The organism is Christensenella minuta, assembly GCF_003628755.1.
Classification (GTDB): Bacteria; Bacillota; Clostridia; order Christensenellales; family Christensenellaceae; genus Christensenella; species Christensenella minuta.
Genome location: NZ_CP029256.1, coordinates 2,041,225 through 2,066,006, shown reverse-complemented (window position 1 = coordinate 2,066,006; position 24,782 = coordinate 2,041,225). Strand labels below are relative to the sequence as shown.

27 protein-coding genes are annotated in these 24,782 nt (G+C 52.3%); 18 read left to right on the top strand and 9 right to left on the bottom strand.

Going from position 1 to position 24,782, the window contains the following annotated elements; translation table 11 throughout:
- Positions 1 to 13 precede the first annotated feature (13 nt).
- Genes B1H56_RS09800 through B1H56_RS09775 form a run of 6 tightly spaced genes read left to right on the top strand, consistent with a single transcriptional unit; the run spans position 14 to position 6,897 of the window.
- Positions 14 to 2,278 (top strand): pyruvate formate lyase family protein, encoded by a 2,265-nt coding sequence (locus B1H56_RS09800; protein WP_066522597.1) that lies wholly within the window; start codon positions 14 to 16, stop codon positions 2,276 to 2,278.
- 3 nt (positions 2,279 to 2,281) lie between these two features.
- Positions 2,282 to 2,530 (top strand): hypothetical protein, encoded by a 249-nt coding sequence (locus B1H56_RS09795; RefSeq protein WP_066522596.1) that lies wholly within the window; start codon positions 2,282 to 2,284, stop codon positions 2,528 to 2,530.
- Positions 2,506 to 3,240 carry a sugar ABC transporter substrate-binding protein gene (locus B1H56_RS09790; RefSeq protein ID WP_066522595.1) on the top strand — a complete coding sequence of 245 codons (735 nt, stop codon included), beginning with the start codon at positions 2,506 to 2,508 and terminating at the stop codon, positions 3,238 to 3,240. The genes B1H56_RS09795 and B1H56_RS09790 overlap by 25 nt, the downstream gene beginning before the upstream one ends.
- Positions 3,237 to 4,715, top strand: a complete 1,479-nt coding sequence (locus tag B1H56_RS09785; RefSeq protein WP_066522593.1) for a sensor histidine kinase — start codon at positions 3,237 to 3,239, stop codon at positions 4,713 to 4,715. Before B1H56_RS09790 ends, B1H56_RS09785 begins: the two co-directional genes overlap by 4 nt.
- Positions 4,716 to 4,729: 14 nt before the next feature.
- Positions 4,730 to 6,304, top strand: coding sequence for a response regulator transcription factor (locus B1H56_RS09780; protein ID WP_066522591.1), 1,575 nt, complete (start codon positions 4,730 to 4,732; stop codon positions 6,302 to 6,304).
- Entirely contained in the window at positions 6,301 to 6,897 is a 597-nt protein-coding gene (locus B1H56_RS09775; protein WP_242861991.1) for an SIS domain-containing protein, read from the top strand. The genes B1H56_RS09780 and B1H56_RS09775 overlap by 4 nt, the downstream gene beginning before the upstream one ends.
- A 70-nt stretch (positions 6,898 to 6,967) precedes the next feature.
- On the opposite strand, the gene B1H56_RS09770 is transcribed toward B1H56_RS09775, so the two are convergent.
- The 5 genes from B1H56_RS09770 to B1H56_RS09750 form a co-directional block, all read right to left on the bottom strand.
- A complete protein-coding gene (locus tag B1H56_RS09770) occupies positions 6,968 to 7,375 on the bottom strand; it encodes a hypothetical protein (RefSeq protein WP_066522588.1) in 408 nt (135 codons plus the stop codon).
- A 262-nt stretch (positions 7,376 to 7,637) separates the two neighbouring features.
- Positions 7,638 to 13,913 (bottom strand): InlB B-repeat-containing protein, encoded by a 6,276-nt coding sequence (locus B1H56_RS09765; protein ID WP_066522587.1) that lies wholly within the window; start codon positions 13,911 to 13,913, stop codon positions 7,638 to 7,640.
- Between the two features lie 191 nt (positions 13,914 to 14,104).
- The gene (locus B1H56_RS09760) at positions 14,105 to 14,617 is read right to left on the bottom strand and encodes a hypothetical protein (protein ID WP_156515129.1); all 513 of its coding nucleotides are present in this window, start codon (positions 14,615 to 14,617) and stop codon (positions 14,105 to 14,107) included.
- On the bottom strand, positions 14,614 to 14,823 hold the full coding sequence (locus B1H56_RS09755) for a hypothetical protein (protein ID WP_066522584.1): 210 nt from the start codon (positions 14,821 to 14,823) through the stop codon (positions 14,614 to 14,616). The genes B1H56_RS09760 and B1H56_RS09755 overlap by 4 nt, the downstream gene beginning before the upstream one ends.
- Before the next feature lie 60 nt (positions 14,824 to 14,883).
- The gene (locus B1H56_RS09750; protein ID WP_066522583.1) at positions 14,884 to 15,174 is read right to left on the bottom strand and encodes a hypothetical protein; all 291 of its coding nucleotides are present in this window, start codon (positions 15,172 to 15,174) and stop codon (positions 14,884 to 14,886) included.
- A gap of 146 nt (positions 15,175 to 15,320) precedes the next feature.
- Between B1H56_RS09750 and B1H56_RS14870 the strand changes: the two genes are divergently transcribed.
- A complete protein-coding gene (locus tag B1H56_RS14870; RefSeq protein ID WP_242861990.1) occupies positions 15,321 to 16,403 on the top strand; it encodes a winged helix-turn-helix domain-containing protein in 1,083 nt (360 codons plus the stop codon).
- A gap of 22 nt (positions 16,404 to 16,425) precedes the next feature.
- Positions 16,426 to 17,877: a LuxR C-terminal-related transcriptional regulator gene (locus B1H56_RS14865; RefSeq protein ID WP_242861989.1), complete on the top strand. Its 1,452-nt coding sequence runs from the start codon at positions 16,426 to 16,428 to the stop codon at positions 17,875 to 17,877.
- A 303-nt stretch (positions 17,878 to 18,180) separates the two neighbouring features.
- Here the strand turns inward: B1H56_RS14865 and B1H56_RS09740 are convergent, their stop codons facing one another.
- The 4 genes from B1H56_RS09740 to B1H56_RS09725 form a co-directional block, all read right to left on the bottom strand.
- Entirely contained in the window at positions 18,181 to 19,311 is a 1,131-nt protein-coding gene (locus B1H56_RS09740; RefSeq protein WP_066522578.1) for a tyrosine-type recombinase/integrase, read from the bottom strand.
- Positions 19,311 to 19,799, bottom strand: coding sequence for an ImmA/IrrE family metallo-endopeptidase (locus B1H56_RS09735; protein WP_066522576.1), 489 nt, complete (start codon positions 19,797 to 19,799; stop codon positions 19,311 to 19,313). Before B1H56_RS09735 ends, B1H56_RS09740 begins: the two co-directional genes overlap by 1 nt.
- A 64-nt stretch (positions 19,800 to 19,863) precedes the next feature.
- The gene (locus tag B1H56_RS09730; RefSeq protein ID WP_066522574.1) at positions 19,864 to 20,190 is read right to left on the bottom strand and encodes a helix-turn-helix domain-containing protein; all 327 of its coding nucleotides are present in this window, start codon (positions 20,188 to 20,190) and stop codon (positions 19,864 to 19,866) included.
- Positions 20,191 to 20,513: 323 nt separating this feature from the next.
- Positions 20,514 to 21,104 (bottom strand): hypothetical protein, encoded by a 591-nt coding sequence (locus B1H56_RS09725; RefSeq protein ID WP_066522572.1) that lies wholly within the window; start codon positions 21,102 to 21,104, stop codon positions 20,514 to 20,516.
- Between the two features lie 145 nt (positions 21,105 to 21,249).
- On the opposite strand from B1H56_RS09725, the gene B1H56_RS09720 reads away from it, so the two are divergent.
- From B1H56_RS09720 to B1H56_RS09680, 10 genes are read left to right on the top strand one after another with little or no spacing between them, the layout of a single operon-like run.
- On the top strand, positions 21,250 to 21,429 hold the full coding sequence (locus B1H56_RS09720) for a hypothetical protein (protein ID WP_046442466.1): 180 nt from the start codon (positions 21,250 to 21,252) through the stop codon (positions 21,427 to 21,429).
- Positions 21,426 to 21,920: a helix-turn-helix domain-containing protein gene (locus B1H56_RS09715; RefSeq protein WP_082771006.1), complete on the top strand. Its 495-nt coding sequence runs from the start codon at positions 21,426 to 21,428 to the stop codon at positions 21,918 to 21,920. The genes B1H56_RS09720 and B1H56_RS09715 overlap by 4 nt, the downstream gene beginning before the upstream one ends.
- 5 nt (positions 21,921 to 21,925) lie before the next feature.
- Complete coding sequence (locus B1H56_RS09710) at positions 21,926 to 22,216, top strand: hypothetical protein (protein ID WP_066522569.1); 291 nt, start codon at positions 21,926 to 21,928, stop codon at positions 22,214 to 22,216.
- The gene (locus tag B1H56_RS14595) at positions 22,213 to 22,371 is read left to right on the top strand and encodes a hypothetical protein (protein ID WP_156468688.1); all 159 of its coding nucleotides are present in this window, start codon (positions 22,213 to 22,215) and stop codon (positions 22,369 to 22,371) included. The genes B1H56_RS09710 and B1H56_RS14595 overlap by 4 nt, the downstream gene beginning before the upstream one ends.
- 57 nt (positions 22,372 to 22,428) lie before the next feature.
- A complete protein-coding gene (locus B1H56_RS09705) occupies positions 22,429 to 22,830 on the top strand; it encodes a hypothetical protein (protein WP_066522568.1) in 402 nt (133 codons plus the stop codon).
- Positions 22,830 to 23,540 carry an ERF family protein gene (locus tag B1H56_RS09700; RefSeq protein ID WP_066651236.1) on the top strand — a complete coding sequence of 237 codons (711 nt, stop codon included), beginning with the start codon at positions 22,830 to 22,832 and terminating at the stop codon, positions 23,538 to 23,540. Before B1H56_RS09705 ends, B1H56_RS09700 begins: the two co-directional genes overlap by 1 nt.
- Entirely contained in the window at positions 23,537 to 23,869 is a 333-nt protein-coding gene (locus tag B1H56_RS09695; RefSeq protein ID WP_066523764.1) for a hypothetical protein, read from the top strand. The genes B1H56_RS09700 and B1H56_RS09695 overlap by 4 nt, the downstream gene beginning before the upstream one ends.
- Entirely contained in the window at positions 23,866 to 24,186 is a 321-nt protein-coding gene (locus B1H56_RS09690) for an HNH endonuclease (protein ID WP_066523766.1), read from the top strand. The genes B1H56_RS09695 and B1H56_RS09690 overlap by 4 nt, the downstream gene beginning before the upstream one ends.
- The gene (locus tag B1H56_RS09685; RefSeq protein WP_066523768.1) at positions 24,183 to 24,398 is read left to right on the top strand and encodes a helix-turn-helix domain-containing protein; all 216 of its coding nucleotides are present in this window, start codon (positions 24,183 to 24,185) and stop codon (positions 24,396 to 24,398) included. Before B1H56_RS09690 ends, B1H56_RS09685 begins: the two co-directional genes overlap by 4 nt.
- The gene (locus B1H56_RS09680; protein WP_066523769.1) at positions 24,395 to 24,775 is read left to right on the top strand and encodes a single-stranded DNA-binding protein; all 381 of its coding nucleotides are present in this window, start codon (positions 24,395 to 24,397) and stop codon (positions 24,773 to 24,775) included. The genes B1H56_RS09685 and B1H56_RS09680 overlap by 4 nt, the downstream gene beginning before the upstream one ends.
- The last annotated feature ends 7 nt before the right edge of the window (positions 24,776 to 24,782 follow it).

Here is a 24,782-nt window from a genome sequence, read left to right as displayed (position 1 = left end):
ATGGAGTAGGAAAATGAGCACAAGGACACAGAGGTTACGGGAACGTACGCTTGAAAGCGTGCATAAGCAGGCGCGCATCGTGATGCCGGACTGGGATGTCTCGGACCTTCCCCTGAGCCTGCCCGAACGAAAGGCCAGTGCAATCGCAATAATTTTGGAACGTATGCCGCTCTATATCGGGGAAGAAGAATTGATCGTGGGCACACGGACGGTTTATGGATATCCGGGAGAGGACAGCGATGATAAATCATTTTTTGACTATAATGCGCTGCCGCATTATGTAAACGAAAAAGACCGGGAATATTTTGAGCTGGACCAGGAAGCCGTTTCGCAGGCGCATTATGCGCCGGATTTTGGGATTTTGCTTAAGAAAGGAATCGGCGGAATCATCCGGGAAGCGCAGGAGCGGCTGGAGAATGAACAGAAGGACGAAGCCATTAAATTTTATAAATCGGTTGTGATCGCGTACAGGGGGTTTTCGCGTATGGTTAAGCGGTATGCGGATTTTGCGCGGGCACAGGCCGAAAAGTGCGAAGACGCCACACGGAAGGCGGAGCTTGAAAATATCGCAGAAATATGTCAAAATATCAGTATTCGGCCAGCTGGGAATTTTGCGGAGGCCTGCCAGCTCTTTTGGTTTGGCTATCTGGCTTCCCTGATAGAAAATTTCCAGTTTATCAATTTTGGAAGAATCGACCAAATATTATATGAATATTACGATGCACGCCACCATGTGGAAGAACAGCAATTGCTGGAATGCCTGCTCTTGAAAATGTATGACCAGGCAGATTTAGTATTGCTGGATAAAAACCTGATGGGCAAATACTCCGCGCAGCATAACATTACGATCGGAGGGCTCAGGCGCGATGGAGCGGATGGCTGCAATGAGGTGACGCGCATGATTCTTTCTGCACTCAAAAAAACGCGGCTGCCAGAGCCCCTTGTTTCGGTCCGCACCCATAAAAACGCGCCCGATTGGTTGTTCCGTGGGGCTGCCGAGCTTACGGTGGGCGGATTGAACTGTATGGCGTATTATAATGACGACCGGTACGTTGCCAGCATGGTAAAAGCCGGCGTCCCGGCTGAGGATGCACGGGATTATGGATTTGGATTATGCCAGGATGTTCTGATTCCGGGCCGTGGGGACCATTATTGCAGCGGAGGCGTGAACCTGACGATTGTGCTCCTGGATGTTATCGAGAAGCATACGGATGCCAGATCGTTCGAGGAACTCAGGGAATTGTTCAAACAGGCGGTCGCCGCTGAAATTGAAAAAAATATCGGACGATATAATGCATGGGAAGAAGCGGTGCGCGCGTTCCAAAATGGAGATGACGCCCTGTTTTTTGAAGGAATGCGTGAAGGGCGGTTTGATCCGGATACGCCTGCGCAGGGGATGGACGTTGCACAGGCCGCACGCAATGAAGCGGCGGACAGGAAGGAAGAAAAATATATCCAGTCGCTCATGTCGCCGCTGCCGATTACATCAGCACTCTATCATGGGTGCATGGAGAAAGGGACGGATATTACCCGCTGCGGATGTGAGCGCGCCGATAAAGGCTTTATGGTATTAAGTCCTGTGATTGCGGTCAATTCCCTTGCCGCTGTTAAAAAGGTTGTATTCGAGGAGCGCCGTGCGACACTTGCGGAGGTGGCGGCCGCATGCGCTGCGGATTACGAAGGCAAGGAAGAGTTGCGGCAATGGCTGTGGAATGCGCCGAAATGGTGTAATGACGATGATTATGTAGATGACGAGGCCAGGAAAATTTTGGAATTTGCCTGCCGCGAAATACTGAAATACCGGACGCCGGGCGGCGGAAGGCATCTTGCGGGCATTCATCAACCGCATCCGGTTTTTGCCGGACGGCTGATTCCCGCTACGCCGGAAGGCCGGAAAGCGGGTACGCCAATTCCGGTCACGCTCTCTCCGGAAAACGGGACGCTGAAGTATGGACCCACCGCGGCGCTCAAGTCCGCAGCAAAGATCGACAGTGAACTTTACCAATGGAACAATTGCGTAATGCTGCAATACGTAGGCTCAACGCTGGAAGGCGAGAGCGGGGCCGAGACCTTTACCGATCTGCTGAAGTCCTATTTCAGGATCGGGGGCGTACAGCACCAACCGAACGTAGTCAATGTGTCCGATCTTCGCGCGGCACAGAAAACACCGGAAAAATACAAGGATCTTATCATCCGGATGTGGGGAGTGAGCGCACATTTTGTCAATCTTCCCCTCGACGTACAGGAAGAGTTTATATCAAGATATGAAGGACTGTAAACAATGAAGAAGCTGCTCGGGAAACAAGGCGGATATATGCTGGCGATTGCCGTAATCATATTTATATTCATCCTTTTCCTGGGAATGCTTCCTTTGGAACTGGAGGCAGGCGCGGCGGAAACCGTTGAAGGCTACCGTTTCCACATACTGGTTGACGCCGGCGCTCCCTCCGAATATTTTTCCAGCGAGTTTGTTGCCGGGGCGCGGGAAGCAGCGAAGGAAAAAATGTGCTCCTTGAGGTTGCCGGACTGAATTCAGCGCTAGCCAGCGGAGATGAAAAGCTGATCGAAAAAGGGATTTTTGAACGGGTAGACGGCATTATCCATATGGGGCGCAGCATGGACGCGCAGGAACTGGCTCTGATAGACGGCAGCGGCTGCGCGGTCCTTTGTGTCAACAATGAATGCACTACCGAAGAGATGTCGTATGTTGGCCCGGATAATAACGCTGAAGGGAAAGCGGTCATTCAGAACCTCGATACGGAGGGATATGAGGCTTATAATGTTGTTATTATGGTGAACATAGTCGAAAAGGAACTTGGCGACCTGCGCTATCAGGGTATGATGGAGGCGCTCGGGAAGAGGCCGGAGGTCAATGTGCTGGAAACGATTTATGTTTCTTCCAATGTACTTGATGCGATGGACCAGACGCAAAAAAGTATTCTTGCATACCCGGATATCGATTGCTTTATTGGAACGGATGAAACGATCCTTACCGGTATTGCGCGCGGGGTCGTAGACCTGAACCGTGTGCCGGATATTGCCATTGCGGGTGTGGGAGTGGGCGCAGATGTGGAGCACTATCTTAAGAAAGGGATCATTCGTTTTACCATTGATCCCATGCCCTATGAAATGGGATACGAGGCGGTTTTACAGCTGTATAAGCAGCGAAATGAAATGGCTCCGCGGCAGAGATGCTACACGGATTATACGATTGAAACGGCTTCGGAGATGGAATCATGAAACGCGAATACCACAGCATCGGAACCAAGATCATCGCGTTTTCCCTGACCCTGATTATTGGGCTGCTGGTGTTTATGTCCGTTGCATATGCGAAGATGGGCCAGCTTTCGGACGAATACAGGATTCTCATGCACGATATTGTAGCGATCAGCAACGTAAATAGTACAGTGGATGAGATGCTGGACGATTTCGAGGAATACCTGACTCTGAAAACGACCGATTCCCTGAACCGGTTCAACTCCAAATATGATGAACTCTACCAATTGATCAATTCCATGTCCATCGTTTTTTATACGGAAGAGGAACAGGTTATTTATAAGAATATCAACTCCCAATTACTTTCATTTAATGCGGAAATGGACAGCGCGATTCGGGCCAGCCGGGGGCGGAATCCATATGAAACGCGCGTCCATTACGAGGTTGGGAAAAATATTGTCGGGCAGATGAAGGAAAGCATCAGCGCGCTGATTCTCGTGCATGCCGCGCTGAGCGAGGAAATTTATAATGAGCTTGTTGCGGGTGCGGAACGATTGCAGTCCATGATGATTACGTTTTTGACCGCGCTTGCGGGCGCCTCCGCGCTGATTGCGTTCCGTTTTTCAAAATCGCTTGTCCATCCGCTGGAACAGCTGACGGATCATGTGTCCCGGGTGTTTATGAAAGAGGATAACCTGACGCCTGTAAAGGTGGAGGCAAATGACGAGATTGGGATTCTCGCGGGCGGCTTTAACTCCATGCTTACACGCATTGAAGTTTATATCCAGGAGCTTAAGTATAAATCCAAGATTGAAGGGGAGCTGCAAAATAAGGAAATGGAGAACCTGAAAATCAAGAACCTGCTCGATCAGACAAATATGCTGGCCCTCCAGTCGCAGATCAATCCCCATTTTCTCTATAACACTCTTAGCTGCATCGCTCAAACGGCGATGCTCGAGGATGCAAACGATACTTATACGCTGCTTATCACAGTTTCCGACATGATGCGTTACAACCTGATTAGCCTTGACAGGCAGTCGACAATAGGACAGGAAATCGAAAACGTGAAGCGGTATTTCTATATCCAAAAAGCGAGATACCGCGAACGCCTGAATTATCAAATCAATATCGAAACCCCGGAACTCCGCAAGTTTGAGATTCCGCGGCTTACGGTTCAGCCGTTTGTCGAGAATTCCATTATACACGGCCTGGAAAACAGCGAAAATGAAGGGATTGTCCTGATTCGTGTTTTTGAAGCGGATGGACGGGTGTGTATTGAGATCACCGACAATGGCGTGGGCATGGATGCGCAAACGCGCAGTGAGCTTTTGGGAGAGACGGGGAAAAAAGGCCATACAACGGGAATCGGGGTGCGCAACGTAGTGGAACGCCTTCGGCTCTATTACCGGAATTATGATATCATACGGATCGAAAGCGCACCGGGCGTCGGGACCAAGATTACATTTTTGTTACCGAAAACCGGGAAGAATGATAACTGACGGGAGAGAAGAGCATGTTCAAAATTTTGATTGCGGACGATGAACCGATTGCCAGGGAAGCGGTTGCAACCATCATCAAAAAGCATTTCTTGGAAAAAATAGAAATCGCGCAGGCGCAGTCCGGACGCGAGGCGGTAGAAAAAGCCGGGACACTGCAGCCGGATATCGTTTGCATGGACATCCGTATGCCCGGCCTGAACGGAATCGAAACCATCCGGGAACTGAAGCGCCGCTATCCGGAAATGATTTTTATCGTAATCACGGCATTCGATGATTTCGATACGGTTGTGGAGGCCCTGAAGCTGGGAGTACAGGATTATTTTTTGAAGCCGATCAAGATTGACGATCTGGTCCGCTCGCTCCAAAAGGCCATCGGACAGATTATGCAGCGTCAGGACGAACGCGAGGAAGCTCTGAACCTGAAGGATACGGTATCAAAATTGATGCCGGAACTTGAGAAGGAACTGATCTATACGCTGTTTATCGGCAATATTGCGCGTATATATGATTACGGATATCTGGGCCTGCTTGGAATCAAAACAGAATGCGGCGGGTGCTTTGGATTACGGATCGATGCCGCAGATGAAGCGGAAGCGCAGCGGGCTGCACAGCGGATCAAGCAGTATATTAAAAACCGTTACCGCGGGCTTTCCAGTTCGCTGCAGGATGGAAAGATGATCGTATTCCTGTTTGAGGAAATTACGGTGAAAGACCGGGAGTTCTGGCTGCATGAATGTGCGAAAAATCTTGCGCAGGCAACGCATTGCGAGCATGTCTTTCTCAGCGTGGCGCCGTATTCCACATCGCTTCACGAGCTGCGGGAATCCTATCTGACGGTAGCGGCGGTACTGGAAAACTCAAATGGGAACGAGGGTACGGTCTTTTGTAAAACGTGGGATTCTTTTTCTGTGGAAAAGAGAACGGAGTACCCTTTTAAACTGGAGGAAATGGTTTTTCAGGAGATTCGGCGGGGATGCGTGACGGCAGCCCACGAAAAAACGGTCCAGCTGTTTGAAGTGTTCGCGCAAATTTCACAGGGGTCGCAGAAAAAACTGGTAGGAGAAATCCAGAAATTTGTCGCGGCGCTGATTCGTTTTCGGATGTCTGTTGAGTCGGAGGAAGGAACAGAGGATTCGTTTGACCTGTTCACAGATCCGGTTGAGCTGATGAACAGATGCCTGCAGGAAGTGGAAACGCTTTGCCATACAGCGGTGCAGCCCGATAAGGAAACCGCAAACGAGAGCATCAGGAAAGCGATCGGCTATATCCGGGAGAATTACAGAAATAATATTTCGCTGTGCGACGTTGCGGACCATGTGGGACTGAGCTCCTTTTATTTCACCAAGATATTCAAAAACGAACTTGGGATGACCTTTGTCCGGTATCTTACGTCGCTCCGCATCGAGAACGCAAAAAAGATCATGGAGAAGGATCCGGCTGTCCAGATCAAAGAGCTTTGCTACGAGGTAGGCTATAATGATCCGAAATATTTTTGCCGGGCGTTCCAAAGTATTGAAAAGCAGTCGCCTACAGCGTTCAGACGCGCCCTGAAGGCCAAAGGGCGGCAGGAGGAGAAGGAATGCAAATGAGGAAGATATCACAAATTTTGAAACAAGAACTGGAAGAAGCGGCGCGCGCCTGCGGACAAGTCGATGAGAAAAAAGCGGCGGCGGCGGCAGACCGCATGCTTGAAACGAAAGCCCGCGGGGGCAAAGTTATCCTCTGCGGATGCGGAACCTCGGGGGCTGCCGCAAAAAAAATCGCGCACACCCTGAATTGTGTAGAAATACCGGCCGTGTTTCTTTCACCGGCAGACGCGGTGCACGGCGGTCTTGGAATCGCGCGGCATGGAGATACCGCTATACTGATCTCAAAAGGAGGGAACACGGAAGAACTTGTACGGCTGATGCCAGTTCTGAAAGAGAAGGAAACGTTTCTCATAGGCGTTTCAGAGGATGAAGCTTCCCGGATTGCCTGCGGCGCGGATTTGTTTTTAAAAACGGAAATTAAAGAGGAACCGTGTCCTCTCGGGATGCTGGCAACGGCCAGCACCATTACGGTGATTGCCCTTTTTGATGCGATTGCTATTCATATTATGGAAAAAAGCGGATACACGCGGGAACAATTTCATCTTATTCACCCGGGAGGAGCAGTCGGCGAAAAGCTCGCGGGAGGAAGGTAGGGCGGCTTTTTCATAAATCGTGTAAAAATCGTGTGCGGGAAAAACAAAACCCGCTGTATAAGCGGGCTGTTTAGGCGTGTGGTGGAGCAGACTCTTTCAAATCCGAACCATCCTTGATGTCTTTTAATTTGAGCGTTTTTCGTTTTCCTTTGTAGTTGTAGGTGATGACCCCGCGCACCTGGTAGACGCCATCCGTTACCTCAAACAGGCCGTAGATGTGGTTTAACTGCGCGTTGCGCCACAGGCTGGGGTTCGCCGTGTCCGGCGCGTCTCCCTCGAGGAATGCGTACGCCGTCTGACTCCACACGATTTTGCCGTTTTCATCCTTGATTTCCAGTGCGTCCGGCGCGGCAAGAGGCCCTTTCTGCGCACACTCCTTTTCCCGTTCGTCGGAAAGATCGAGCAGGGCGTAAACCTCTTCGTTTGCGGCAACCGTCTGTTCGGTCGGCTGTTTGGCGGACACGTCCGTTACCTTCACGTTTTCCCGTTCCGCCTGCGACGACTGCGCAGGCGGAACGGACGTTTCATTCGCGATTTCTCCCTGCTGAGGCTACGCCCCGCAGGCCGTCATGCCGAACAAAAGCAATGCGGTAATCAACACAAAACACGTTTTTTCATATGGCTTTTTCCACGCTTTTTCTTTTCTTCACTTTCAGTATTGCAAGCACATCCGCACTTGTCAAGACGGCAGGCTGGTTTCACAGGCTCGCGCGGCGCTCTTTCTCGTCCGGTAAAGAGTCTTACTGTCTTTTTAGCAGCTTTCTTCCAAGGCAAACAAGGCATACCGCGGCGGCCACCGCGATCACCAGCCAAATCCAGATCGGCAGGCTCTCATCGCCCGTCTTTACGCCGCCACCGCTGGATACTCCGTCCGTGGGGTTGGCCGTAGGCTCTCCGCCGGGTGTGGGCGAAGGCTCGGGCGCTTTTTCCGAAAGCATAAACGATACCTGCGCCTCCGCCGTGTCACCAGTATCTTTCCAAGCGCCGTTTTCATACCGCTCCACCGCAAAGGTTACGGTAAGCGTATGCGCGCCCAGCGCCATATCCTTTGTTTCAAACGAGGCCGCATACGGCGGTTCGCTCCACGTGCCGGACGGGTTGACCGACCAGCCCTTTGGAACGTGCCGTTCGTCGTTCTCCATGGGGAACGTGTTGTCAAGCCCCGCGCCCTCCGCCGTGAAATCGATCCTGCTGCCGTGGAGGTACTCTTTGCCGTCTTCGACGCCGAGAATCTTGTCGTCGCCCGGAGCGGGCCTCACCGACCTGCGGGTGCGCCATTTGGCGTACAGCGTGATATCCGACTGCACCTCCGAGGCAAAGTCGTAGGGGGTGAGGCCCGCCTCGTCCTCGTACCAGCCGAGGAAAATCTGGCTTTGGATGACCGGGTCGGCGGGTTTTGCCGCGGCGGCTCCCTCCCGCACCTGCTGCGCGGGCACCGACGGGCCGCCGTTCGGCTCGAAGGAGACTGTGTAATACACCTCACGAAGCCCCGCGTACAGCGTCAGCGCGCCCGTGAGGTTTGTGGGCACCGTGTCGCCTTTGAAATTCCACGGCTGGGTGAGCGCCTTGTCCTTGTACCACTTGCCGTCGAACGCATAGCCGTAATGGCCCGGAGCAAGGCCGGGGTCGGCGATCTTGTCCCCCTTTACGCCGTGGTTCAGGTGAATTTCCTCCCCGTCCGCCGGGTCGAGCCAGTGGATCTCCACCTGCCCGGCGGCGGGCGTCCACGCGGCGTACAGCGTGGAGAACAGCCTGACGTTTGCCTCCCCTGTTTTATATTCGTCGCCACTCGCGTGTATTTTATCAGGGTCGCTTACGTCCGCCACCCGCTCGCCGTTCACGACGGTAACCGCCTCGCTCCATCTGTAAAAGTCAAACCCCTGGCGGTTGGCCCCGCCCAGGGTGACAGTACCAGGGTTTATTGTAAGATGCGGGTTATCACCATCGTACTCGCCGCCCAGCGCGTCGAAAAAGACGTATGCGTCGTCAAACCCGGGCTTGGCGTACACGGAGACAGGCCCGGTGGCATGCGGGCCGATCTGCGTGACCGCGGTTGTAAATGTCCTGTCCGTATACCAGCCGCCGGGCGTCAAGGGACGGCCCGAGTAATCCGCCGGGCTCAGCGTCACCGTATCCTTCACGGTGTATGTGTCGGGGTTTGCGCCCTTGCCCGCCGCCAGCGGGGTGTAGTAGATGATGGGGTACTCTATGGCCTCCCACTTTGCGCACAGGGTGACGTCCGCAGCCACCCAGCCGCCCTTTTTGTCCATCAGCGGCAGGGAATAAACGGGTTTGGTTTTGTCTGCGTCGGCGGCAGGAACACTGCTGTCAAAATACCATCCGGTGAAGCGGTAGCCGTCTTTCTCCGGCTCGCGCAGGGTAACGCCATCGAGCACCGTGTATTTGGCCGGGTTGTTCGCGTGGCCCGTCCCTCCGTCCAGATCATACGTAATATCATATTCTATCGGCGTCCACTTTGCGTAAAGCACATACGGCTTGTTTTCGCCGCCCAGAGCGCTCGCGATATGTGCGGGGTCGAGGGCTGTCACCTCTGTTGTTAGCCCGGCGTCCTCGAACCAACCGGCAAACGCCGCGCCCACCCGCGATGGCGCGGCAAGCTCGTGCGGCATGGCGTTCCTGCCGATGGCGTGCGGGTTGACCGTGCTGTTTTCGCCGCCGTCCAGCTTATATTGGACAACATATACCTCGTCCCCGATCTTCCCGACATGGACGGACAGGGAATCGGATACCGCGATATTTGACGCGCTCCCGGCGCTGCTTCCCAGAACGTTGTTTTCCCCGGGAGCCGCCTTCGGCGTTTCCGTTGGCTGCTCTGTCGGCACCGCTGTCGGCTGTTCTGTCGGCGCCGCCGTCGGCGTTTCCGTGGGTATTGCCGACGGCTCGCCCGTCGCGGCCGCCGTTGGTTCGGGCGCTCCATCTGTCGCGGACAGCGCCTGCATTTCCGCAGCCGCAGCAAGGGTATCCGCGGCAGCTGTCGGCGCGGCTGTCGCTTCCGGCTGTTCTGTCGGCGCGATTGTCGGCTCCGGCGTTGGGGAGGACGTCTCCGCGGGCGTGGGCGTTGCCGGAGGCTCGCCCGTGGGTGCGGCATCCTGTTCCGCGTTTGTGCCGTTGTTTATCGCCGCGCCGCGGGTCGTGGGGGCGGTATAGACCGCGATCAAATCATACTTCCCCGTTTGGGCCGGCGTCCACTCATGCGATACCTCGCCGTTTACGGGTACGAGATTGTCCGCAATCTTCGTCTCCGCGCCGCCGTCCATGCGGCAGTACAGGGAGACGGTTCCGTCGCTGATACTTGGCACGCCCGTTTTGGTCACCTCTGTTTTCAGCGCCACTTTGCCGCCCGCGGACAGGAAATACGCGCCGCCGTTTTCCCGCGGGAGCGCGCCGCCGTCCGCTGCCTGCGCCGTAAGCGATACGGAAAAGCGCGGGTCTGAACCGATATGCAGGGTCGCCGTACGCGACATCACCGTTTGCACCGCCGTGCTGTGGGGCGAACCGCCCTGTTCGGAGGTCACGACGCAGCGGTATTTATCGCCGTCCATCGCCTGCGCCGCATTGTTTACGTCGTATGAAGCATTGTTTGCGCCGGGAATGTCCTGCCACGCGCCGAGATAGCCGCCGTCCGCTTCGTAACGCTGCCACTGGTAGGAGATGGCAGTGCCCGCCTCCGAATCTATGGCCTCCACCGCAAACGCAGCGGTTCCGCCCGCATCGACGTCGGTGTCTTCCGGCTTTGTGGCTGTCAGCGTCAGCGTGCCCACCTTTGCCGTGGTGGCGGTCAGCGGCCTTGACAGCCCGCCGTCTTTCCCGCCGGGGAGCAGGGGCTTGAACGCGAAATCGTAGGTTGTGTCCGGCGTGAGGCCGGTGACTCGCATAAAGTTTTGCTTCAGCGCCTCCACCGTGCCGAACGACCTGTAATCATGTGCATCCGCGCCCGCGTTCTTATAGAACACCTCATACGCCTGGGCGAGGCGGTATTCCGTGCCCTTTGGCATCTCCCACGCCAGCGTCATGAATGCCTTGCCGTCCTCCTGCACGCCCGTTTCGTACACATACGGGCTTTCCGGCGGTGTGGGCGGGATTTCGGGCTTTTCCTTCACGATAAAGCCGGTGGTAAGCAGCGCGCCAGAACCGACGCACGGCCACACGCCCATGGTTGTAGTGAAAGTGTACTGGCCGTAGCCCGTGGGCAGGAGGCCGGTGGAAGCGCCCGTGCCGAGATTGACGTTGAAGCCGGCATGAAAGGCCACGTTTTCTTCCAATCCCTGCGTTCCGCCTGATTCATACTCGATCTTTTCGCTGCCGCCGAGCTGGACCTCTTCCTCTATTTTGCCCTTGACCTCGGAGTCGAACGCCAGATTTGCCGTCAGGCCCCCGCTGAGGCCCCCGGAGCCGGTAAAATCAATCTGGTTATTTGTGCCGCTCACCATGACGTATTTTTCACGCGACCGCATACTCAGCCGGCTGTCGTAGTGCGGGATAGCCGAAAACTCGGTCTTGTAGGTGGTGGGGTCGCCCACGGTAAAGTCGTAGGCGCTCATATCGATCTCGCCCGTGCCAAGGGCGTGCTTCGTATACGCCTCGTTGTACTGGTCCATGGGGATCAGCGAAAACGCGGGCGAATAGGGCACGTGCAGGTTGTAGCTGTACCAGCCGGCGGGCACGGTGTCGCCGACGCCATATACCGTTCCGTCCTCGTTTTTCAGCGTGTCGCTGCCTGTCAGCTCCTTGTATTTTTGCGCGGTCTCTTCCGTCACCGTAAAGGCGGGAAGCCACACTTCATACTGGTAGGTCACCATGGGCGTTGCGTATACCAGCACATGGTTTTTATCGCCCGGTGCGCGAAAGGTCTGTGTGTTGTCCACCGACAGCGCGTCCTGCATATGCGCGGCGGACTCGACCGAAGCGTCTAAATCCACGGTGAGGCCCCCAAGGGCTTTATTCCCAAGCGCGCCCGCGCCCGCCATGGCGGTGATCGAGCCGGTTGCTCCCAACGATACGCCCATGTCCGCGCCGGGCGAGCCTTCCCGCTCGTTCCCAACGGAGAAAGTGACGCCGCCCACGCCGTTCTCGTAGGGCAGCTCCTCCCAGTAAGGAACCGCAGGCAGCGCCGCGAGCGCGCCCGGCGCGCTCCAGCCGTAGCTTTTCGACTTGTATTTGTAGGACACGCGGCTCGCCGTATCGTTCACCTTTGCCAGTGAAAGGAAGGTGCCGCTTCCGTCCGCGTCGCGCCCTTTCAGATATTGGCAGTTGGCGTCGTACTGCCGGGGCGCGTTGTTTTCCATCCAGATCCAGGTGATGCTTGCGTCTGCCACCGCGTTTGATTGGCTGTAATTGTCGTTCCACACGAGCGCGATCTGCTCGCTTTCAGGGCGGTCCGCGGCGAACCGGCCGGAAACGGCGTGGCTGACCGTGACCGCGCTGGGCGTCATGTTCATTTCCATGTGGGATGTGAGCGTTCCGCCCGCAAGCCGCATTTGCTCACTGTCGTCCTTTTTTACATTCGCCCCCTCGTTAAAGCTCAATACCGCGCCCTCAAGGAACAGATAGTCGTGATTCGCGGCCTCGCTTAAGGCCGCCGCCGTAAGGGCCACAGGCTCGCTCATGGCGTAGCCGCTGTCCGCGGCCATCACCTTTTTGACGTCCCGCGCGGGCGTGAATTCCAACGGCTTAGTGTAGGCCATGCGGTAGGTTTTCGCTTCCTCGTCGTACGTCAGCATGTTGACGCAGTACTTCCCGAACGGATGATCCTTCGACGTTTCATTGCGCGTGTCCCTCCAGGTATCCGCGTAGCCCGCGACCACGATCTCGCTCGTGCCGCTGCCGTTCACGTCCGCCTCTACGGCGGCGGGAAAGCGCAGATAATAATCGCCGTAAGCGAGATGATCCAAAAACACCTGCTTCATGCCGTTTCCGTCATTTTCATAGACGGCGAAGGCGGGAAGCTGGCTGTGCGCTTTATATGTTTTATCTTCGGTGCGCGGCAGGCACGCGCTGATAACGAGGCTGTCCTTGCCCGTTACCCCGCGCGAAAGGCCCGCTGTGGTGAGGTTTACGATGGGCAGGTTCCCGTTTTTGAAGCCGAAACGGTACTGAAACGGGTCGTTCGGCGCGGCAAGCTCATTCAATTCGATCTTCGCTCCCGGCGTTAAGCCCCCGTCTTCCCCGACGTCGTACAGCCGGATGTAAGGCTCGTAAAAATCCGGCACGTACACCGCCAGCTCGTCCGCGCCGTCGCCGTCGTAGTCACCCGCCGCTGCGGCGGTGAGCCCCTGCGCGGCGCGCACGTCGATCGAGCCGATGCTCTTGTCGTTTTCCTTTAGCTTGATATAATCGGTTTTTACGGGAACATATCCGTTTCCGGTGTTGACAAGGGTGCGCACGCACAGCCAGCTCGCCGTTTTGGCGTTCTGTACGTTCCGCTCCTTGCCTGTTAAAAGGATGGACTCGCAGATCACCTCGCGCTTGCCGCCCGAACCGTCGCTGTTTGTGCCCATGTCGAGGGAGACGGAATTGAGCGTGCGGTATTCGCCGTCCTCTACCGGCCCGCCGGAAAGGCTTTGGTAATCCATGGGCCGACTGACGGGGTTGGCGTCGAGGTACCCGGAAGAACCGTTTCCGCTGATGGCCGCGCCCTGCGCGCTGCGGCGGGGCATGGCGCCGTACACCGCGTAGCTGCCCTGCTGCGATTTGTTCTTGTTCATATAGCCCACGTAAAGCTGGGACATGGCCGTGCCCTCGAAGCCATTAAGGGGATTTTCATTCGACGTGAAGGCATCCTGATCGGGCAGGGACTGAAAGCCAAAGTCGCGGTACGCATCGTCCGAAAGCGCGTTCTCGGGCTGCGCCGTTCCTCCTTGCGTCACTTGCGGCGCGCCCACGGCTTGCGGCTCAAGTTTCTGCTCACCGCTTTTTGCCATGGCGGGCAGCAAAGATAGTGTCACCGCGATTACGCCTGCCAGCGCAACGATCCTTTTCCCAAAACGTGTTTTCATCCTTTTTTCCTCCTATGTTATCGCCAGTTTCCCCGGTCATGCGCGGGGCTTGCTTTTATCCTGCTGTAATTTCTTGCAGACGGATATTTCCGGAACCGCCTGCAAGAAATTGCGAAACAGATATACCGGAAGAGGTAAATATTCCGGTATACAGCCTGTTTTTCCTTTTTTGTATGCCTTGATGGATGGAATTATTTTTTACCGCCCCGGACGCGCCTTGATCTGGTCACGAGCACGGCCACCATAATAACCACCACCGCGATGATAACGACGATCAGTATCCAGAAATACGGATGGAAAGCGGCCGCCGCTTCGCCCGTGATTTCGATGACGGTATTGGATATTTCATTGGTAAACGCGCCCGTTTCATCAAGCAACTGCGCGGTGATCGCGACATCCGTTCCAGGGGCTATCCCTGTTATAATTGCTTCTTCCGGCGCACCCTCTTTGGGCGCGACCGTTGCCAGCGTTTCGTCGCCGCTCGTCCACGCGATGCTTTTGCCGCCGTCGCTGATTGCGCCGTCCTTCACCTGTATGGTGGCCTTGCTGACGTTATAGGAAAAGGAACCGTCCGTATCCTGAATTTGCGCGGTGATCATGACCTCGCCCGACGCCTTGCCCGTGATAATCGCGGAATCCGCCGCGTTTGGGTCCTGCTTGATCGCCGCCGTTTTTTCGTCGCTCACCGACCAGAGTATCTTCATTCCGTCCGGCAGCATGCCGTCCTCTGTACGGATAGTGACGTGATGGTCGCGCCCGTGGTATCCCCCACGGCGACGCTTCCGCTGTCAAGCGTCAGCGGCCCCAGGATATCGTCGATCTCTTCCGCCAAAGCCGCCGCAGGCGTAAGCGAAAGCGCGAGAAGCACTGCGAGCAACACCAAAAAATATTTACCCCAACCCTTTTTCATTTTCTGTTCTCCTTTATTTTTCTGCTTGAATAGACATAATTGATGCAGTACCTGACAAGGTCAGCCATTTTCCTTCAGTATCGACAGAAGCGCTTTTCCATCTTCACGGATATGCGCAGCCTGCCTTTGCGTAAGATAACCGGCCTTCGCCGCCATTTCGATCAGGTAGTCCGCCTCTCTCACGCTGTCCGCAGCGGCTTTCCGATCGGGAGTCCGTGTCGAAAGCCCTGCCGAGACCGCACAGTCAAGCAGCTTATCGCTCAGGGGGAAATCCTTTTCCTCCGCTTTCAAATACCGAACAAGCTCCGCAACACGCACGGAATAATCGTACGCGCGTTCCGCAATATCCATAAAAACACCGCCTTCCGGTTTGTTATGGCTTCAAGATAGCACAGCGCCGCGAATGATAAAATCATACGGTATGAGGTTTTTAAATATTCTTTTTCAATCCTGTGTTATAATGGAAACATCATACGGTGGATTGGAGAAAATGACGGATGTCCGAAGAAACATCGGCTTTTTTAAGCGATAAATTTATGCCTGCGAGGCTGCCTGAGGTATGCGCGCCGCGCAAGGCCCTGCTCGCGCGCGTGGGCGATGCGGCGCAGGACGGATTTGTGTTCGTATCCGCGCAGGGAGGCAGCGGCAAAACGGTGACCACGCTGCTCTGGCTCAGGGAAAGCGGACGCACGCCCATATGGATTGGACTTGACAGCTACGATAATTCGCTTGCTGTTTTCTATAAGCAGCTCGCGACCGGCTTCTATTCCTTACAGCCGGATAATGAAAATATGCGCGGGGTATTGACCGACCCCGCCTTTTCAGCGACGCCCGTTGAGCATATGGTAAGGCTTTTGAGCGAGATGAGGCCCCCGGAAGGACTCTATGCGGTCGTGCTGGATGATTTCCACATGATCACCAGCGGCGAGATCCTAAAATCGCTGCCCCTTGTGCTGCGAAGGGTACCGCGCAGCTTTACCGTTTTTCTCCTTTCCCGCGGCGATATCCCGGAGGAATTGGCGCCGCTTGTAAAAAATGAAGAAAAGGATATCATACGCCGGGAACGCCTGCGCTTCTCGGAAGCGGAGATCAGGCAGTACTTCAATTCGTTGGGCCTTTTTTTAACGCCGGACGAGACCAGGTTCGCCTATATGGCAACGGACGGCTGGGCAATCGGTGTGAACGCCGTCGCGATGTCCGGGCCGGTCACGCAGGGGGGCGGGCATGATTTCGCACATTATTTTGAGGCTCAGGGCTGGAACACGTGGGACAGTGAGCTTCAGGACTTCTGTATGCGTACCTCCGTGGCGGACGAATTCGATACGGAGCTTGCCGCCGCGCTTTCCGGCCGGCCCGATGCGCCTAAGATCATGGACGAGCTGAGCAAATCAAACTCGTTTTTGAGCCGCCTGCACACAGACACCTACCGCTACCACCACCTGTTCCAGGAGTTTTTGCAGGGGCGGTTGGATCAATCGGGCATCGATACGAACGGGTTGTATAAGACTGTGGCAGGATATTACAGGGAGCACGGCGACTATTCCCGCGCGCTGCGCTATTGGCTTTTGAGCGGCGACTGACTATAAGGGTACAGATAACTTTTTGTTCCTGTTCCTGTTCCGCGGTCACAAGGACGGCGTTGCCACCTATGCGGATTTCCTGCGCACATTTTGCGGAGAAACGCTTCCCGAGCGGGCGTTCCGCGAAGCGCCGGTGCTGCATGTGCTGTACGCATGGTATTATTACCTCACCAGCCGCCACGAAGAATATGCGTTCCACATGGACGCAATCATGCGCAACCTGCCGCGCATTGCCAGGGCGGGAAACGAGTTTGTCGAGTTTGCCATGCTGGCCTTCCATGTTGACTACCGCAAAAGTCTGAAAAAGCAGGTGCAGCTATATACCGTATTCGGTAAAGTGCTGAAAAAATTTACGCAGGAGGGGCTTGCGACCAATATCGCTTCCTTTACACACAACCTTCCGTATATGCACCGCAGCAACAGGGACTATTCCGAGATCGCGCTCGATCCTAAAATACTTTCCAAAATAGACGGCACGTTTGCGCCGTTGCTCGGCCCGGAATGGGAATACCTGCGTCCGGGCATCCTTGCGTGCTTTACGTACGAGAAAAATCGTCTTAATGAGACGCTTTGCGAAAACGAAAGCGTCATGGGCCTGCTCACTAAGGAAAGCAAAGCAGACGGTCGAATCTGCGTAATGATACTCCAGCACAGTGCACTTTGGCAGCTTGGGCGCAGGCAAGAAGCGGATAGCCTGATGGACGGACTGTGCGCGTTTGTGGATGCTTCCGCGCAATACTTCATTCCCAACCTGACGGCCTATCAAACCAAACTGAAATTGCTGGACGGCGACAAAGCCGCCGCGCACGAATGGCTGAATAGCTATTATGTGACGGAGACGAACCACATCGAGTTTTTCCGTTCCTTCCAGCACTTCACCACGGCGCGGGCATATATCGCGACGGGCAATACCGAGCGCGCGCTGCATTACCTGTTGCTCCTGAAGAAGTTTGGCGAAAACTTAAGCCGCCCTCTGGACAGGTGCGAGGCAGGGGCCATCCTCGCGGCGCTTTACTGGGCGCTTGGCCGCAAAAAGGAAGCCGAAACCCAGCTTATGGAAACGCTTGCGGTATTACAGCCGTATGGTTTCATACGTGTGGTTGCCGACGAAGGGGCGGGCGTCGTTCCCATATTGAAACGGATATTATCTAAATTGAGTGATAACGGTTACAAAGGCCCGCTCACCCGAGCGTACTTAAGCGAGGTTATGCTTGCCGCGCACAGCTTTGCGGGCAGCCACGTTGGTTACATTGCGGGGATTGGCAAAAAGGATAAGCCGGTGAAGCTCTCAGGGCAGCAAAAGCATATGCTGGAGCTTTTATCCCAAGGCTACAAAAACGCGGAGATTTCCGAAATGACCGGGCTTTCCATCCCCACCATCAAAACGCACACGTCGCTTGCCTACAAGAAGCTGGACGTCAACAACGCGATGGACGCGGTTTTAAAGGCACGGGAGCTGGGCCTGATCGAATAGAAAATAAAGTTATGCCCTCAGCGTTTTCGTTGAGATATTCGCTTATGCAAAAAAAGGACAGGCTCACCGCCTGTCCTTTAAACTAATTGTCATTCCGAATACTCCATCTAAAAAGAAAAGGTTCGGATATGACCGATTTGGTGGAGACAGCTGGAGTTGAGAAGGACATTTTTTACGAATTTTAGGCGAGCAATGCAATTTGAAGAACCGCATTATAACGCTGTTTTTAGCGGTTTTCATATTTCGTAGGATGGCCCAAAAATATCGAAGTTTTAAAAAATCGTGTACCAAACGTGTACAGGGCTACTTAATTTTGTTAAGAATTTCTACCGCCTTCTCTTCTTCTTTTGGATATAAGTGGGAATAGGTGTTCCAGGTCATTTCTATTTTGGAGTGGCCCAGCCTTCGGGCGATCTCCTGAATGTTGATGCCACTGTTCGCAAGTAACGAAACATGGGAGTGCCGGAAGTCGTGAATTCGTATTTTTTTCACTCCGGCAAGCTGCGCAAACTTCTTGTTGTGGTTTTCTATAGATGTATCGCGCAGGCTCTTTGTGCCGCCGCACACCTTGAACGATGAAGTAAAACCATCGTATTGCTTCCAACGTTTTTTATGCTCGTCCAATATTTTTTTCAATGGGATTGGCATTTGCAGGGTGCGAATGGATGCGGTGTTTTTAGGCGGCGTTTCCCGGTCTTCGCCCTTAAGCTTCTGTGTGACACTCCGCTTGACCGACAAATAACCTTTGCTGATATCCTTCCATTGCAAACCATGTATTTCGCCCTTCCTAAGCCCTGTGTAAAAGGCTATGGCAAAAAACACATAGTAATCCCATTCGGAGAGAAAACCGCGTTTCTCGGCCTCCTGCGCATTCTGACGGGCTACTGAAATAAACTTCTTAAATTCTTCCGCAGTGTAGAAGTCCATTTCCTTTTTAATTTCCCCGGAACTTTTAAAATTACCGATTCTTACCAACGGATTTTTTGAAATATGCTCCATTTTGACCGCGTAGTTAAGGAGTGTGCGAAACACGGAAAATGCCGCCTGCTTGGTATGCAGGGAAATATCCTTATTTTCCATGTTTAATTTCCACTGTGCTAAAAGCCTCGTATCTAATTTTTCCAGCTTAATATGTTCAAGCTCCGGCATAATGTGGTATTCCATGATACGCTTGAATTTATCCAGCGTCGATTCTCTGATCTCGTTTTTTCGCACCTCGCAATACTCGTCAAAAAGCTCACGCAGGGTAATGCGTTTTGCAGGTGCTTCATGGCGTATCTCCTGCAAAAGCTTCAATTCAAGAATTTTCGCTTCATCAGAGCCGTAAGTAACCCGATCTACCTGTCGGGCCTTTCCGAGAGCGTCTATGAAGTTGATCCGCACACGGTATTTTTGCTTCCCGTCGCGCCGTCCGTTCATTTTATAGATTGGCATTACTTTCTCCTGCGGCGATCTTTTTTGATGTTGAAGGGATTCCAGAATATCCGATACTGGCCGAAGTCTTCATATAGACCATATTTTCGATAATATATGCCTAAACCCTTATATAAATATTCGACTGGTATCTCAAGCTGCTCCGCCATATCAAGCGGAGTGCGACAGCCTTGCTCATACAGTTCGATCAATCTTTTAACAGGCATATAATATTCGGCCGCCCAGCGGTCGGCCCTATATTCGTCACGGCTCTTTACAAGGTAAGGAGCAAAGAAAAGATCGGCGCTCAACGTGAAATGGTGCCCTAACTCGTGTCCCTTTATAGCCGCCCTTTGTCGCTCGGAAGCAATGTTGCTGTTTAATGTTATAACAGGACAAGCCCAGTCGCTTTCGTAGTCGTAAAAGCCATTATAGTAAAACAAGGGGATTTCCTCAACGGCAATTCCCTCATCAAAAATATACTGATCCAATCTTTCATTCAATGTCATTTCTGTTACCACCCTTTTGCATCAATATCATATTACTTCAAAATGACAAATGAGGTACACCGGGTTATTTTTTTCTGTACTTTTCCCTTAAATACGCACGGTAATTTTCCATTTCTTCGATTGCTTCCTCCGGCAGATCGTCATATTCAGTACCGTCGATAGTGGAGGCGGCGTGTTTTGAAACGAAGCCGCGTTCTTCCGTGCGGCCTAAAAGATAGTCGGTGGATACGCCGAAGTAGTCTGCGAGTTTATCAAGGATAACACCATTTGGAACAGAACCATTTCTCCATGCCGTGCCTTTTGATGTGCTTATTTTTAGCTCTTTTAATACTGCGGTGACAGTTGTATTCTGTTCGGTGCATAGATGGTTTAATTTTTCCCAAAAAATCATTTTCAAAACCTTTCTTTACAAATTCTGATTTCGGAATTATAATATATACATAATTACCATAGGAGGAAAGACTATGAAGCATGTATTTTATTGCTGTAACCCAGAGAAAAATACTGACTGTTCCAAGCAGTATTGCTATCTCAACCCTGATGCTGAATTTAAGAATGCTACATGCAACGCAACATCTAAAATCAAATGTGCCATGAAAGACACGAATGGTAACCCCATAATCAGCGGAGAATATATTGATTTTATGTCCGATGGCAGAGCCGTATTAAAAGACGGATGCTTGGAAACACTTTGTTATACTAAGTGCAGTCCTGTTATCTTGTGCATCGAGCGGCAATTACTGTAATAATAGATTGCAATATAACGGGGTATTTGTTAAGCAATCCAAGTATTTTTTCAGGGATATCCTTGATGGAGAATCTTTTATTTTTGCCTATTGTATCCACCAATTCATTCATGGCTGGCGCATCTTCTGGTGTCGCCTGTTCATGAATCAGCTTGCGTATTTCATCAAGCGAACTGCTTATATTGATTGTAGCGTTTTGTTGCGTCCCAATAATAGAATTGTTTGCATTAGCTATAATGAAAGTAGAATCAGCAGGTGCGGGCTTAGATTCCGGCTCAATATATTTCGTTATCCGCTTCCCGTCAGTAGACAGCGGGCATTTTTCCATATATGAAATCGTTTTGCTGTTTAGCATTGACTCCCAAGCGATGTTGTCGATTTTCCAAACCTTTGTGTAACCGTCTTTGCTCAGCAACCATAAAGCACGATTAATTTTTCCTTCCGGTTCGCCAAGCATTTCAACCAGCGATTCAAAATTAAACATATCAAGATCGCCTTCTTCTTCATACCGAGCAAACATTACATTTAGCAACTCGTTTGCGATTTCGTTTGTGGTCATAAAACCCTCCCATAAAATAAAGTTCCTAAAAATTCCGAAAAAAGAATTGACAAATTCCAAAATCGGAATTATAATAAAACCAACAAAGGTTAATAACAAGCTTTAACCTAACATTAAATTATACAGTATAGGAGGGGAAAAAACAATGGCTCTTGCTAATCAAGACATTCGCGCAGAAATCAGAAAAGCACGTATCTATAATTGGGAAGTTGCGGAGGCGCTCGGGATTGCAGAAGAATCTTTCAGCCGGAAGCTTCGCCGTGAAATGCCGGACAAGGAAAAAGACAAAGTGCGCAAAGCGATTTCTAAGATTATTTCGGCATGATTCATTTTTCAAGGTACAAATCTATTTTACATGAATCAGGAGAATCCAACATGGCAGAATTTACACATAATGACCTAAGAAGTGCGCGAGAGGCGCGGAAAATCCAACGTTGGCGGTTGGCAAATGAACTAGGCGTATCAGAAGACACCGTAAGGCGGTGGGAAATCGGAGAAACACAGCCCACACCTGACGACGTAGGCAATATTGAAAGAATTCTTGACGCACCGGGACTATGGCACCGATGGATGTTGAGCAACTATGAAAGTTACCGTGAACGATATACGGACGTGCCAGATGCAGGGCATTTAGCAGCTTCAGTAATCAGAATGAAATATGAGGTAGAAGACCTGATCCCGTATTTTAAGAAGCTTGAAAGGGACGCGATTGACGGGCATGTGGACAATGACGATCTAAAGCGCGAATTTCCCAAAGAATCGCACGAAGCAATAGCGGCAATCCAACAGCTACTGGACATTATGAAAAGTGAGTGAGAGGAATGAACAAAAAAAGACCATTCAACGCAGAAACAGCACTTCGGATTTACTACGCCTATCCAAACGAAATAGGCAATCCAGAACTCAAAGAATTGTTCGACGTTTCGGCCAATTCGACAGTATTGTCCATCAAAAAGGAAGTCCGCAAGCTGATGATTGAAAAAGGTGTAAAAGTGTGGAATCCGCAAAATGTAGATACCAAAACGACGTATGAGTATGCGGGCATCGACATTGCGGCGGTGGAGAGGAGCTATTTGAAGATGAAGAAGTTAGGATTGGAGGTACAGGCATGAAACTGATCGCAGAAGCGCTGATGTTAGGCATAGGCGCAGTGATCGCGGGCTATGGAGTGTACAGTCTGCGGCTCATGATCCTGTGGGTGTGGAGGAAGCGGAGAGTACGGACGTATAAAAATACCCGCCGGAGTTGTAGCTCTGACGGGCGGTGAAAATAACCGAGAAGATTATCTTCGCCTCCATTATGAGGCAGAAAGGACGGAAAGTCAATGGCAATGTTTGTGGACCAGTGGCCGGACATGCAAATATATGATGCAGCAGCCCCGGCAGACGACGATATCATATCTTGCGCATGCGGGCATGAGGCATACGCCGACGAAGCGGTTAAGTACGCCGGGGAGTGGTATTGCTCGGACGAGTGCAAAAACAGGGCGGTATTTGAAGACGCTGCGGCTGATGACTTCAAGACGTTTGCGTTGAGCGAATGGGATGAATTCCTGGACTATCTCAAAGCAAATGAACAGGAGTTTATCCGGGAAAAACTCGACAGAGCGGAGTCGGCGCGGGATATGTGGGCAGGAATCTTCAGGGAATATGCAAAGGATGACCTTTACGCCTTTGCGGACTGGTACGAAAACCGGGAACCCATCCCTTATAGGAGGAGCGCGTGATGAATTTATATGAAAAAATAGCGGCTGTTATGAGCGACGTTGCATATTTGGCGAAAGATGACAATGTCGCTACTGGTGGCGGAAGGTCTTACAAGGCCATAAGTGAAGAGAAGGTGACTTCTACAGTGAGAACATCGCTGCTGAAAAACAAACTGGTCATTCTTCCGATTGCACAGGAGCATAAACGGGAGGACGAGCGGATAACAGACAGCTATGGAAAGGAAAAGATCAATAGGATCACGACTGTAAATGTGACTTACCGCATTGTAAACACAGAAAAGCCGGAAGAGTATATCGACGTTCCGTCTTCCGGCACGGGGGTAGACACGCAGGACAAAGGAGTTGGGAAAGCCATGACATACGCATATAAGTATATGCTCCTGCGCACGTTTGCGATCCCCACGGGCGATGATGCGGATAAGCTGTCGAGCGATCTATACGACGCGGGACTATACGGCGAGCCCACAGAAAAAGAACGCCGGGAAGCTGACAGCAAAAAGGCCAATGAAATCAACAAAGGATTTGATCCGGGTAAAACGGCAATGGCGACAGAAGAACAGATAGAAGCAATCAAAGCGGCTGCAAAAGAAGCAAAGGTTAATATAATCACTACCCTGAAATCAAAGCAAAAGCAATCATTACATGATCTGACATACGTCGAGGCAAACGGTTTTCTTGACCTGTTAAACAGTAAGGCAGGTGCGGTATGAGCGGACAGGATTTAGTAAATGAGCTGTCAGGCAAAGTATCCCTTCTTGACAGCGCCTTAAAGCAGCTTGGAGTGCGCGGCAGGGAGTATGCGCAGGCGGAGCAGGATTACCGTATAGCGCTTGCGCAGAAAATATTGACCGAGCGGGACAAGGGAACGCCCGTCACCATCATTTCAGATATTTGCCGCGGAGACCGGGAGATCGCCAAAAAGAAGTTTGAACGGGATTGTAAGGAGACGGGATATAAGGCGGCGCTTGAAGCGATCAATGTTTACAAGATACAGATCAAGACGCTTGAAAGCACAATAGAACGGGAGTGGCGCGGATGAAAAAGGCGAGCACAAAAGCGTGTGAGATATCGCCGGAGGTAAAGCGTGCGGTAGCGGAGCGGGACGGCGGTATATGCGTGGTATGCGGACGGAACGTAGGGCTGCCGGAGGGGCATTATGTCCCGCGCTCTAAACTGGGAATGGGAATACCGGAAAATATCGTCTGCATCTGCCGGGAGTGCCACGAAAAACAGCATGCGCGGGGTTGCGGCGAGCTGGTGCGGCGGAGGATGAAGGAATATTTGGAGGAAAAATATCCGGGATTCCCGGACGAGGACAGAGTATACCACAAATACCCGGAGGAATTGAGATTATGAGCCAATGTGAAAAAATCATCAGATATATGAAGGATTTTGGAAGCATAACAACTATGCAGGCGTTCGATGATTTAGACATTACGCGGCTTTCAGCGCGTATTTACGATCTTAAGGCATTAGGGTACAAGATCAAGACGGAAACGGTTAAGAGACGCAACAGATACGGCGAGAAGAAGGTTTATTTTAAATATAGCTTGGAGGAAACGGCATGAATTTAGTGGTTTTGAAAGGAAGGCTTGCAATGGACCCGGAAGTGAGGACGACCGGATCAGGAAAGACTGTTTCACATTTCACGGTTGCGTGCGACGCGGGAAAAGACCGCCCGGCAGACTTTATCAGCTGCACGGCATGGGATAAGACAGCGGAGCTGATCGGGAAATGGTTTTCCAAGGGCAAGGAGATATTACTAACTGGCTCTGTTAAGGTAAGCAAGTACGAGACGGAGACTGGAACGCGGTACAAGACGTATGTACTGACAAGCAGGATCGAATTCTGTGGAAGTAGGGAAGCAAAAGCAAACGAAACACCGGGCGGGCTGGAAGGACTGGAAGAATATGCGCCGTTGGATGATTCCGAACTTCCGTTTTGAGGTGAGA